A 12,486-nucleotide genomic window follows, 5' to 3' on the forward strand; every position below is an offset into this window, starting at 1 on the left:
GATGGTTCAATGCCTGTTGTGGCTAGTTGGTTTACACGCACAGCAACAGGGCTGGGATAAGCATTTTCAGGCCAATACCATTGGGCATCGAACGGTACTCTCAACGATTCGCTTGGGATTGGAGGTACTCAGGCGGCCTGATTATCAAATCACGGAGAAAGAATTGCTGGCGGCCTGGGTATTATTCGCCAATCAGTTGCTCAAATATGGCTATGCTATGGCTGATTTATGAGGGGATCCTTCAGTGCTGAAGGTCAGTTGTTATCAACCCAGCAAATTACTCATGGCCGGGCGGCAACAGCGCCAGCTGTGCCGACGCGGGAAGGGTATACTTTCACCGGTTGGGATGTCAGTTTTATTAACGTGACTTCAGCTTTAGCAGTGACGGCGCAATATAGCCAGAATATGTATGTGGTCAGCTTTGTCGATGCCGATGGCAAGCAGATTGCGACCCAGCAAATTACTCATGGTCAGTCGGCAACAGCGCCAGCTGTGCCAGCGCGGGAAGGGTATACCTTCACCGGTTGGATGTCAGTTTTGCTAATATCACTTCAGCTTTAACAGTGACAGCGCAATACAGTCAGAATGTGTATGTCGTAAGCTTTGTTGATGCCGATGGCAAGCAGATTGCGACTCAGCAAATCACTCATGGCCAAGCAGCGACTGCACCAACGGCACCAGAGCGGGAAGGTTATACCTTCACTGGCTGGGATGCGGACTTTAGCAAAGTCACTGCCGCCTTAACGGTAAATGCCCTGTACAAAGAGCGTCTGTATCAGGTCAGTGTCAATACGGTCGCAGGGGTGACGATCAGCCCAGCGCAACAAGCAATTCCCCATGGCCAATCTGCGGTGTTTAGTCTGATGCAAACCGATCCGGCGCTTTATCTGCAAGTGCGTGGTTGCGGTGCTGTGCTGCGACAACAAACCATCCACACCGCCGCCATTACGGCAGATTGTATGGTCGAATTGCAAAGTTTCGCTGCTTTTGCGGTGCAAGCAGCCGTCCAGACGAATCTGGTCACTGCCAATCAGTCTGTTGCGGTAACTGTCAGCGGTGGCAGTGGCCAGTTCCGCTGGTTGGGTGGTGAGGTGTTGCGAGCGAACCAGCTGCAGCAGCTATCGCCAGAACAAGTCAGCACTCTCTTCAAGGCGGTTTCCGCCACTGAATTTATCTTTAGCAGTCAGCAAACCGGTCGTTATCAGTTGCAGTTGCAGGATGAACAAAGCCAGCAAATTCAGATACTGACGCTGGAAGTGCATCCATTTGTTGCTTTTACTGCCGCCTCACAACAGGTTGCACAGCAAACGGCAGCCAAAATCAGTATTTGGCTCAGTGATGAAGCGATCAGCTATCCGGTGACGGTAGAGTTTAGCGCTGAAGGCGTTCAGCTTAGCGAGGAGAAGTTGTTGATTGATCTGCAGGACGAGCGGCGTCGCAGTTATCAGTTATCGGAGCAAACCAGTAATAATGCCACGATCAAGCTGACCGCAGTCAGTTCAGGCAATGCGGTTTTGGGCACACCGGCGATCCATCAACTGCAGACTGGCGCTATGGCCAGCACTGCTGCGTTGCAGGTCAGCATAGAACAGGACGGTTTATCTGGTTATGCCGTCCGGCAGGAAGCTGGTTTGATCAGGTTGCAGGCAGGCAATAGTCACGACAAAGTGCTGGATTATCGCTGGGAGTTAGGCGAGTTAGCTGCCGCTGCTGTGGTGATGCTGGATCCTGCCAAGTTACAAGGCCGTTATCAGTTTAAGCTGCAAGCGACTGACAATAATCAAACTCTGGAAACGGATCTGGTGTTGTTGGTGGTGGCTGGTTGCGCGCATGATCATTGTGGCAGCGAGCTTGACCAGAGCGGTTTGCCAGCGGCAGCGAATTTATTCACTGCCCAGCCTGGCCGGTTACCGCTTTGTCCAAAAGTTGAACAGGACCAGAATGGCCGAGTCAGTAGCTGTACCCCGGCCGAAGCAGGCGTTAGTTATTTGGAAATTCCGGCGCAATATCAACTGACGCTGGGTCAACAAAGTGAGGCCAGTTCCTGGGCCAGTGGCCAGTTTGGCGTGGCGTTGAATGACGGCGCTTTACCTGATCAAGGCTACCAGCAACAAAGCCAGTTGGTCGATTTTGAGATCCGAAACCTGAATAATCAGGGTGAAAGTGTGCCTGTTGTGATCCCGTTGCCGCAAGGCCGTCAGATCAATACTGAAAGTGTCTGGCGTAAACATCACAATGGCCGCTGGTTTGATTTTGTGCAAAACAGCCGTAATCAGTTGTTTAGTGCAGGCAAAAATAGTGAAGGCCGTTGTCCGTTGGTGTCAGATGTGGTGTGGACACCGGGTTTAACTGCGAAGGATGAATGTGTGCGGTTAATTATTGAAGATGGCGGTCCAAATGATGCTGATGGTAAAGCCAATTGTGTCATTGTTGATCCCGGAGTACTGGCGCAGGTAGTACGGACCGATAAAGTCTATAACACTGCGGGTGGCAGCACCGGCTGGTGGTCTTTGGTCGGTTTGTTGGCATTGGTGCTGCGGCGTCGGGTAGGACTGCTGTTGCTAGTGGCGGGTTCTGCACCTGTGGTCGCAGAGCCCATGGCGCTGGATAAGATGTATCTGCGTGCGACTGTTGGTCAGATGGATACCGACAGCCGTTTTCAGTTACAAGGTCAGCAATTCAGCGCGGAGCAGGAGCAGCGGCTGGCCTGGCAACTGCATGGGGGCTATCAGTTAAATACATACCTGGCGCTGGAAGGCGGTTGGTTGGATGCTGGTGAGTTAACGGTGCGCCTGCCTGGTGTGTTGCAACAGACTGAGTTGCCTGATGTTGCACGACTGGTCAGCGGTTCAGGTTATGGTCCAACATTGGCGGTGCGTTTGTCTTATCCTCTGGCTGGCCCGGTTTCCGTGTTTGGCACTGCTGGTGGCTGGTATTTAATGCAGCGGCAGCAGTTATTTGATACTGCTGCTGAATCACGCTCGCAGCAAAATTGGCAAGCTGCCTACACCGCGGGTCTAAGCTGGACCTTGTCAGAACAATGGTCCGTTCAGCTTAGTTATGGTAGCTATCAGACATCACCACAAGTCAGTAATCTGATCGCTGTCGGTATTCAGTGGCATTTTTGATCTTGTTAACTGCTGGCAAATTACAGTTTTAGTCGCTGGCAGCTTTCTATTGTTGACCCCGCCTTTGTTGCGGGGTTTTTTATGTGTGCGCAGTTATCTGACTGTGTCCGCGCCGAAAATCGAGCTACTCAGCTTAAATCGCATTATTTAGGATCCTCGACTCAACAAAAGTCTTGATGTGGAGGACTTGCTATGCCGCGCCCAAGAAGAACTCAGATGAGTGTCGAACTGCTTATTTAATATCCCCCATTTCTATCATTACTGCAGTCGTGTCATTTGGCGTGCACTCTTTTGTAGATAAGGGGTATGGGGTATGGGGTAATGATGCTTTTTCGGCTAAAAACTATGACCATCGCTGAGCTTGGCAAGTTGTTTCATGGCCCTGTTGAAACCTTGCAAGAATTTACCTCAGATTCAGATAATCATTGCGAACACTTAGAAAAGTGACGACGACACTTTGCGCTTTGTTGCCAGTACCTCAAAGTGGCTGACTTCAAACTTAGTCATTGGCTTTACCTTTTTACACAGTCAACCAAACAATGGGCTAGGTGACTATGGCTAAAAATCACTATTTTTCAGTTAAATAGCACTATTTAGCCATCATCCACTTGAACTATACCTTGTCGGTTTATTCGCGACTTAATGACTGGTCGTTGCTTGAATCTAAACTCCGAGTGAATGATGTTGTTTTAACTTGGGTGGCCGGATTTCTTGCACTAACGCTGACCACTTTAGCCGCTTCATTTGGGGTGTTAAGCCTTTTTTGGTTGCTTCAACGTAGAGCTAAGCGCTTCGAGGCGAGGTTGAGTAAATAAGCAGAATTTACAGAACATAGCGTAGGCGCAGTGCCGTTTGTTCAACAGGGGATAACGCGAGCCACTGTTCTCGGATTTCCACGGCTTCCTGCGGATAGTCGGTAATGAGCACATCGGCTCCCAGCGCCAACATGCGCAGCATTTGCCGTGGATTATTTACTGTCCATACATGCACTTGCTTACCTCCTTTGTGTGCTCTGGCGATAAATTTTTCGTTAGTAATCGATTGATTGACCGCTAAGAATTGTGTATTCGCCTTAATGGGATCGCCAATGGATTGAGTGACGATAAGGCCAGTGTGAATGGAAGGGTCGAGTCGTTGCACTTCTTCAATGGCTCTTGCTTCGAGCGATGTAATCACCACTTGTTGTGTCATTTTCTCTTGTTGCAATAAGGCGACAACGGCCTGCGCTAAGCTGGGATCGGCTTGATTATATTTAAGCTCAATGTTCAAACCGATTTTGTTGCGTGCCTCATTAAGCATCTCTAGTAGTGTTGGTACGGATTCCCCTGCAAAGGCGGCACTGTGCCAGCTCCCCGCATCAAGTTGTTGCATTTCACTCGCACTGAGGTTGGCAACTCGTCTTGGGTCGCCCGCTATGCGCATCAAATCAGCATCGTGCAATACCATTAAGGTGCCATCGAATGCCGTTTGCACATCGATTTCGGCATAATCCGCCTTTTCTGCAATCGCTAAACGCAAAGCCGCAAGGGTATTTTCTGGTGCCCTAGCTGCGCCAGCACGGTGTGCAGTAATCAGGATGTCATCCCTTTGTGGTTCACTATTGAGGGCATATACCCCTAATCCCAACATGATTAAAAAAGTGCCGACCAACACCCCACTTATTGTATAAAGCGACAGTTCAGACGTTCTTTTTACTGTTTGTCGCCCAAGGCGTTCTAACCCTGCGGGTTTTTCTCCCAGCTGGCGGTATAACAGCAATATGATAAAGGCTTCCCCAAACATTCCGAGTAAGGACCATGCCGCGCTGAGCATAAAAATCAGTGCAGAGACGAGGGCCAAAATGGCTAATTCTGCCGAAAGTGTCAGCGTAACCCTATCGAGTAAGCTATCGGTTCCCCAGGAGATCAGCAGTATTAAGGGATACACCAAAGCACCTATCCTCAACCACCAACCCGCAGCGTGCCACATAATCGGGCGTTCATTGCCTACGCTTAATTGCCAGCTGCGTTTGAGTGCCGTCAAAGCATCGGTCGTTTCACTCACAATAATCGTCAGTGAAAAGGCCGCTTTGGCCCACAGATATAAGGCAACAAGGACATAGATTATCGCTAAGAAGGCCATACTCGTTAAGGCGAGATACCAGTCTATGGGCTTGAAATACAAGTAGTAATTAATATCGTGTCCCTGTAGAAACACGCTGAAAATCAGATATCCTAACCCGATAAAAGGTACGCTGAGCAGCAATAAGCAAGCCGCATAAATGCTACCAAGGCGAATAAATACGGGTAAGCGCGCTGTCGCGAAAATCAGCGCCCGCACTGGGCCAATGGGAATATCGTATAAGCCAGATGCTGCGAGAATCGTGACTCCAGCACGTTGGGTAAAAAAAACGGTAAAGCTGCTGAATAGAGTAATGACCATAAACAGCAAGCCATAGGGAGACATGGCAAAGGCGATTAAGTCGTAATTGGTAATGGTGACATTGCCCGTTTTGGCAATCAGATGGCGCAGTAGCCAACCAAAAGACGGGACGATAATACCCGCCGACACTAAAGCGAATAACAGTTCAAATTCAATGAGTTTTCTACCGCAGCGACGAATGGCTTTAAGCGTGTCATGCCAGTAACTGTGTTCAGGATTGAGCATGCCGCTTCCTTATTCGTGCGAGTTAGGACTGTAATTTAACAGCGTTTCAGGTTTAAGGTTAGCCATCGAATTTATTACCTTGGGTAAGATGATGATTTATGCCTGTCTGTTGCTTTCGGTGGTGTGCTTTGTAAAACAGATAATTACACTCAATAGTGTATGCCATATAGGGGTACGAACCTTTATAATCCTGATGGATGTAGGGATAACAGGTTGATAGGGACAATGAGTAAGTTTTTTTGGGTACTGATGGCATTTTCATTACTGGCAGTATTGATTGTGCTGAATTCTACGGGAGTGATAATCCATATCCCAACATCTCGAGTTTTGAATAATATTGCACATATTGCCTCCCCTTTGCTGCTGGTGATTTCTATTGTTGTTGCCAATATTGTGGGTATCGGGATCTTTATCTATTTCAAACATTGGGTATATGTGGTTGTGAGCACGCTGATGGTAATACCTTCTATTTTGTTTTTATGGTTGATTTTTAATATGTTTTAGCCCGTTGCTTTTAAAAATGTTGAGAGGTAAGTCATCGATATTTGCAACCGATTGCTAAATCTCCCAAGATGAAACGCAACCATCGTTAATTCGGCGCGAAAAATGAGTGCTAGCTCAAAGGTTTGTGCATTCGTGGTGGATTGGGATGATATTTGCTGAACTTCGGTGGTACAGGATTATCAGAGGATTAAGCAAGCCTCTGATTTTTATGTTAGCCAAGGAGTTATTGATGAGAAATTCCGTACTTTCAAGCCTTGTTCTTGCCCTGTTGTTGGGGGCTCCACTGGCGAATGCCAATATAGAATCGATCGAAAATCTTCAGGGTATTCGTGCATTACAACAGCAAGCGCCGCAGTTATTAAGCTCAGGTTTACCAAATGAGCAGCAATTTTCACTGCTTAAACAAGCTGGTGTGGATGTGGTGATCAATCTTATGCCGGACAGCAGTAAAGATGCCCACCCTGATGAAGGTAAACTCGTGACTCAGGCCGGAATGGACTATGTGTATATTCCCGTGGATTGGCAAAATCCAAAGGTCGAAGATGTGGAAGCCTTCTTTGCGGCTATGGATCAGCATAAGGGGAAAGATGTATTAGTGCATTGTCTCGCTAATTATCGAGCCTCAGCGTTTGCTTATTTATATCAGTTAAAACAAGGTCAAAATCCCAACATGGCACAGACCATGGCGCCATGGAATAATGAGTTAGCGATTTACCCTAAGTGGCAAGCACTACTGAATGAGATTAGAGCGAAATATAAACTTTGATTTATGTTCCGTTATAAACACTCTCTAAAAAGGTGCGGGAGTAGATTAGTTGACACAATCAACTAATCTCGATATTGTTGATACAGTCAACTATATCGAGAGCCTTCTATGCCTTCATTGTCACTCAGTGAAACCTTGCACAGATTAGTGCATGCCTACAAAAAGCAATTGCGTAGCGATATTGCTGCACAAGAGATTGATTTACCTGTCACTCATATCCGTGCCTTGAAGGGCGTGTGTCGCAATCCTGAATCGACAGCTCAGTCTATTGCCCTGCGAATGCAGCGGGATAAAGCGCAAATTACCCGTGTTCTTAATGAGCTACAGCAGAGCGGGTTGATCACTAAAATCGATAACCCTAAGGATGGCCGCAGCCAGTTACTGCGACCCACGGCTGAGGGGGAAAAGATCATGACTCAGATCAATGCCTCAGAACGTAAAACTGTGGCGCGCATGACGCAGGCGCTCAGTTCAGACGAAGTCGATACTTTTATTAAACTTGCCAATAGGATTAGTAAAAGTGTGGATGATGCCGCTGCCGCCAAAAGTGAAACTGATTGCCTTACTCAAAAAAGACCATCTAGTAAGCCAAAAGATACGGCTGGAAAAGGAGCCATTGAGTTGCGCTTAACGGCAGAAAACGCAATAGGAGAAAATCATAATGAATAAACCTGCACCACGTGAGCTAGAAGTGATCCGCTCCACTTATATTACTCCGCATATGTTACGCATCACCTTAGGCGGTGCGGGATTGGCTGGATTTCCTGCCGATCAAGAGAGTGCCTATATCAAGTTGTTATTCCCACAAGCGGGTGAGCGTCCATTAATGCGAACTTACACTATCCGTCAGCAACGCGATGATGAAATCGATGTGGATTTTGTGCTGCACGATACCGACGGCCCCGCATCGAGTTGGGCGAAAACGGCGCAGGTGGGCGAACTCATTCAAATTGGTGGACCCGGACTTAAAAAACTGATCAACTTTGAGGCGGATTGGTTTTTACTCGCAGGTGATATGACAGCCTTGCCCGCCATTAGCGTGAATCTGGCAAAATTGCCAAACAATGCCGTGGGTTACGCTGTGATTGAAGTATTGAGTGAAGCCGACATTCAGCCTCTCGTACATCCTGAACATGTCGAGCTGCATTGGGTGATCAATCCTGAGGCCGATCCCGAAGGCCGTCCATTGGTCGAGCGAATTGCCCAATTACCTTGGCTTGCTGGCGAGCCAGCCGTATGGATTGCCTGTGAATTTAATAGCATGCGCGCGTTGAGAAGGCATTTTAAGCAAGCGCATTCATTGCCTAAGAGCCATTTTTATACCTCGAGCTATTGGAAAATAGGCTGTAACGAAGGTGAGCATAAGCTGGTAAAGCAAGAAGATGAGCAGTTAGAAAATGGGGCCAATGTTTAAATTCAGATAAGGTCGCCAAGTTTGATTTAGCGACCTTATCTAACCTTTCGCTTATGCCGTTTTTGCTGCTGATGCACCTATTATTGATGGATCTATGCTACTGGTGAACTAGCTTGCCATTCTTCACCACATCTTTGCAGGGATTGACGCCATAGCTGTAGGCCAACTGCGCAGGCGTGGCGATATCCCACAGACAAAAATCGGCTTGTTTGCCAACGACTAAACTGCCAACAGTGTCTTCAATTCCTAGTGCTTTGGCGGCATTTAAGGTGAGTCCTGTTAGGGCTTCTTCTGGTGTTAAACGGAACAAGGTGCAGCCCATATTCAGCATCAACAGGGTTGAGCAAATGGGGGATGAACCTGGGTTAAAATCGCTGGCGAGTACCATAGGTACGCCGTATTGGCGCAATAAATCGATAGGTGGTTTTTGGGTTTCCCGCAAAAAGTAAAAGGCGCCCGGCAGTAGTACGGCGCAGGTGCCGCTTTCACTTAAGGCTTTTACGCCTGTCTCATCTAAATATTCGATATGATCTACAGACTTAGCACCAAGACGTGCGGCTAGTGCACTGCCACCCATATTGGTTAACTGCTCGGCATGGAGCTTAATCTCTAAGCCCGCCGCTTTGGCTGCGCAGAGTACCCGTTCGGTTTGCTCAAGGTTAAAGGCGATATTCTCGCAGAACACATCTACCGCATCGGCGAGGTTTTCGGCGATCACTGCGGGCAGCATCTTATTGATAATTAAGTCGACGTAGCCGTCGCTATTGTCTTTATATTCTGGCGGAATCGCATGGGCGCCAAGGAATGTGGTCTTCACATCTACGTGGTGATGTTTGCCGAGCTCGCGGGCGACACGCAGGATTTTCAATTCAGTTTCAGTATCTAAACCATAACCCGATTTGATCTCAACCGTAGTCACCCCTTCTTTGGCGAGCGTGTTTAAACGCTGACGGCCGAGTTCAAATAATTCTGCTTCATCCGCTTCGCGGCAAGCTTTAACGGTTGAAATAATGCCGCCACCTGCACGAGCAATTTCTTCGTAACTGGCGCCCTGTAGGCGTAACTCAAATTCATTGGCGCGATTACCGGCAAAGATTAAGTGAGTGTGGGCGTCAATTAATCCTGGGGTGATCCAACCGCCTTTGCCCCTGTAAACGGGAATTGACAAAACATCGAAGGCGGGCAGTTCGCTGCGGGGGCCAAGCCAAGCAATTTTACCATCTTTTACTGCGATGGCCGCGTTGGTGATCGCACCATAAGGTGCTGATACGGAAGGGTCCATTGTGGCTAAGTTAACGTCTATCCAAACCTGATCCCAAGACATGTATTCCCCTCGCTGTGCTGGCAGATGTTAACCAAGTGATTAACGGTTTATTAAATTTATGTGAGCTGGCTTGTATTTACTTGTATATACAAGCTAGGATTGTAGCCGCAATTTTGAACGTTTGAAAGAGTGAATAGTACCTAGATTCTAGCGCTTTATATTGAGGAAATGTTTTGGCTACTCCTAAGTTTGCAGAAATTAAGCAATACATTATCTCCTCTATCGAGTCGGGTGAGTGGGAAGAACATGCTCGCGTGCCTTCTGAGAATCAGCTTGCCGATTTGTTTACCTGCAGCCGAATGACGGCTCGACGTGCGCTAACCGAGCTGACGGATAGCGGTGTGCTTGAGCGTTCTCAAGGGCTAGGCACCTTCGTCGCAGGGTGTAAATCCCAGTCGTCTATGTTGGCGATCCGCAATATTGCCGATGAGATAAAAGACCGCGGCCACGGCTATAGCGTGCAGCAATGGGTGTTAGAACAAGTCGTGGCGAGTACGAGTATCGCAATTTCCCTTGGGCTTGAGCACGGTGCGACAGTCTTCCATTCGATCTTAGTGCATTGCGAGCAGGGCTTACCGTTGCAAGTTGAAGAGCGTTATGTGAATCCTGAGCTGGTACCTGATTATTTATTGCAGGATTTTACCCAGCAGACACCCCACGAATATTTGTCCCAAGTGGCACCGCTGACCGAGGCGCATCACACGATTGAAGCGATTATCGCCAGTGAAGCATTACAGCAAAGGCTCGAAATCCCCGCCACTGAGCCCTGTTTACAGATTTTACGCCGCACTTGGTCACGCCAAGGCGTCGTGAGTTTCGCAAAATTAGTTCATCCAGGTAGCCGCTTTAAACTCGGCGGCCACTTAACCTTTAGCAAGTAACGCCAGTGGCGTGATTAACAGATGTAAATCAGTAACTTTGATAGCTGTACCCTTATAAGTTAAAAGATAAAAACACAATAAAAACAATAGTGCTAACCCGTATTAGCGACTTAGCGAATACGAGTTAGCACCACAGGTTGAAAGAGGAAAATTCAATGGATAAGCGCCACGACCCAAGCCGCCGTATTATTGCACCGCATGGCACACAATTAAGCTGTAAGAGTTGGCTCACCGAAGCGCCAATGCGCATGTTAATGAACAACTTGCACCCAGATGTGGCCGAGCGCCCAGAAGACTTAGTCGTCTATGGTGGTATCGGCCGCGCCGCCCGCGATTGGGATTGTTATGACAAAATCATCGAAGTCTTACAACGCCTCGAAGACGACGAAACCTTATTAGTGCAATCGGGCAAACCTGTGGGCGTATTTCGCACCCATGCTGATGCACCGCGCGTGCTGATTGCTAACTCAAACCTAGTGCCACATTGGGCGAACTGGGAACATTTCAACGAGTTAGATAAGCTCGGTTTGGCTATGTACGGCCAGATGACGGCGGGTTCTTGGATCTATATCGGCACTCAAGGCATAGTCCAAGGCACCTACGAGACCTTTGTGTCGGTCGCAAAACAGCACTTTGAAGGTATCTCTAAAGGCAAGTGGATCCTCACTGGTGGGTTAGGCGGCATGGGCGGCGCACAAACGCTGGCGGGCACTATGGCTGGCTTCTCGGTGTTAGCCTGTGAAGTCGACGAGACTCGCATCGATTTCCGTCTGCGCACCCGTTATGTCGACAAAAAAGCCACTTCGCTCGATGAAGCATTGGCGATGATTGAAGAGGCAAACCAAGCTGGTAAGCCTGTATCTGTTGGCTTACTGGCAAATGCCGCCGATGTGTTTGCTGAATTAGTTAAACGCGGCGTTACCCCAGATGTGGTGACCGACCAAACCTCGGCACACGACCCATTAAACGGTTATCTACCGCAGGGTTGGACTATGGCTGAGGCTGCCGCCATGCGTAAAACCGACGAAGCGGGCGTAGTGAAAGCGGCGAAAGCCTCGATGGCGGTTCAAGTACAAGCCATGCTCGACCTGCAAACCGCGGGTGCAGCCACACTCGATTACGGTAACAACATTCGCCAAATGGCGTTTGAAATGGGCGTTGAAAACGCCTTTGATTTCCCAGGTTTTGTTCCTGCTTATATTCGCCCACTGTTCTGTGAAGGCATAGGTCCGTTCCGCTGGGTGGCGTTATCTGGCGATCCCGAAGATATCTACAAAACCGACGCTAAAGTCAAAGAACTGATCCCAGATAACCCACACTTGCACAATTGGTTAGACATGGCGCGCGAGCGTATCGCCTTCCAAGGTCTGCCAGCGCGTATTTGCTGGGTTGGCTTAAAAGATCGCGCTCGCTTGGCGTTAGCTTTCAACGAAATGGTCAAAAATGGTGAGTTGTCGGCGCCCGTGGTAATTGGCCGTGATCACTTAGATTCTGGCTCTGTGGCCAGCCCGAACCGCGAAACCGAATCTATGTTGGACGGCTCAGATGCGGTATCAGATTGGCCATTGCTGAACGCGCTACTCAACACCGCCAGCGGTGCAACTTGGGTGTCTTTGCACCACGGCGGCGGCGTCGGCATGGGCTTTAGCCAACATTCGGGTGTGGTCATTGTGTGTGACGGCACAGATGCGGCGGCAAAACGGGTTGGCCGCGTGCTGTGGAACGACCCAGCGACAGGCGTGATGCGCCATGCCGATGCGGGCTACGAGATTGCGAAAAACTGCGCCAAGGAGCAGGGCCTCGATTTACCTATGCAAGACTAG

The 12,486-nt window shown here is 48.7% G+C and carries 10 protein-coding genes and 1 pseudogene; 9 read left to right on the forward strand and 2 right to left on the reverse strand.

The window, feature by feature from the left end:
* The 3 genes and pseudogenes from L5M49_RS17545 to L5M49_RS17555 all read left to right on the forward strand — a co-directional run.
* A pseudogene (locus tag L5M49_RS17545) lies at nt 1–232 on the forward strand (IS4 family transposase); the annotation flags it as partial.
* The gene (locus tag L5M49_RS17550; RefSeq protein ID WP_263266550.1) at nt 229–561 is read left to right on the forward strand and encodes an InlB B-repeat-containing protein; all 333 of its coding nucleotides are present in this window, start codon (nt 229–231) and stop codon (nt 559–561) included. The pseudogene L5M49_RS17545 and the gene L5M49_RS17550, both read left to right, overlap by 4 nt.
* 2 nt (nt 562–563) lie before the next feature.
* The gene (locus tag L5M49_RS17555; protein ID WP_263266551.1) at nt 564–3,128 is read left to right on the forward strand and encodes an outer membrane beta-barrel protein; all 2,565 of its coding nucleotides are present in this window, start codon (nt 564–566) and stop codon (nt 3,126–3,128) included.
* Nucleotides 3,129–3,950: 822 nt separating this feature from the next.
* Here the strand turns inward: L5M49_RS17555 and L5M49_RS17560 are convergent.
* A complete protein-coding gene (locus L5M49_RS17560) occupies nt 3,951–5,774 on the reverse strand; it encodes a glycerophosphodiester phosphodiesterase (protein ID WP_263266552.1) in 1,824 nt (607 codons plus the stop codon).
* 225 nt (nt 5,775–5,999) lie between these two features.
* Between L5M49_RS17560 and L5M49_RS17565 the strand changes: the two genes are divergently transcribed.
* The 4 genes from L5M49_RS17565 to L5M49_RS17580 all read left to right on the forward strand — a co-directional run bounded on the left by L5M49_RS17565 (nt 6,000) and on the right by L5M49_RS17580 (nt 8,458).
* Nucleotides 6,000–6,278 (forward strand): hypothetical protein, encoded by a 279-nt coding sequence (locus L5M49_RS17565; protein WP_263164109.1) that lies wholly within the window; start codon nt 6,000–6,002, stop codon nt 6,276–6,278.
* A gap of 229 nt (nt 6,279–6,507) precedes the next feature.
* A complete protein-coding gene (locus L5M49_RS17570) occupies nt 6,508–7,044 on the forward strand; it encodes a protein tyrosine phosphatase family protein (protein ID WP_113941236.1) in 537 nt (178 codons plus the stop codon).
* Nucleotides 7,045–7,152: 108 nt separating this feature from the next.
* Nucleotides 7,153–7,713, forward strand: coding sequence for a MarR family winged helix-turn-helix transcriptional regulator (locus L5M49_RS17575; RefSeq protein ID WP_263266553.1), 561 nt, complete (start codon nt 7,153–7,155; stop codon nt 7,711–7,713).
* Nucleotides 7,706–8,458 carry a siderophore-interacting protein gene (locus tag L5M49_RS17580; RefSeq protein ID WP_263266554.1) on the forward strand — a complete coding sequence of 251 codons (753 nt, stop codon included), beginning with the start codon at nt 7,706–7,708 and terminating at the stop codon, nt 8,456–8,458. The genes L5M49_RS17575 and L5M49_RS17580 overlap by 8 nt, the downstream gene beginning before the upstream one ends.
* A 97-nt stretch (nt 8,459–8,555) precedes the next feature.
* On the opposite strand, the gene hutI is transcribed toward L5M49_RS17580, so the two are convergent.
* The gene (hutI, locus tag L5M49_RS17585; RefSeq protein WP_263266555.1) at nt 8,556–9,782 is read right to left on the reverse strand and encodes an imidazolonepropionase; all 1,227 of its coding nucleotides are present in this window, start codon (nt 9,780–9,782) and stop codon (nt 8,556–8,558) included.
* Nucleotides 9,783–9,955: 173 nt separating this feature from the next.
* Here hutI and hutC point away from each other — a divergent pair, with 173 nt between their 5' ends.
* Both hutC and hutU read left to right on the forward strand, forming a co-directional pair.
* On the forward strand, nt 9,956–10,663 hold the full coding sequence (hutC, locus tag L5M49_RS17590; RefSeq protein ID WP_263147157.1) for a histidine utilization repressor: 708 nt from the start codon (nt 9,956–9,958) through the stop codon (nt 10,661–10,663).
* 155 nt (nt 10,664–10,818) lie between these two features.
* Nucleotides 10,819–12,486, forward strand: coding sequence for a urocanate hydratase (gene hutU / locus L5M49_RS17595; RefSeq protein ID WP_113941241.1), 1,668 nt, complete (start codon nt 10,819–10,821; stop codon nt 12,484–12,486).

The sequence above is a fragment of the Shewanella sp. SM74 genome (assembly GCF_025653725.1).
In the GTDB taxonomy this organism is placed as follows: Bacteria; Pseudomonadota; Gammaproteobacteria; order Enterobacterales; family Shewanellaceae; genus Shewanella; species Shewanella oncorhynchi.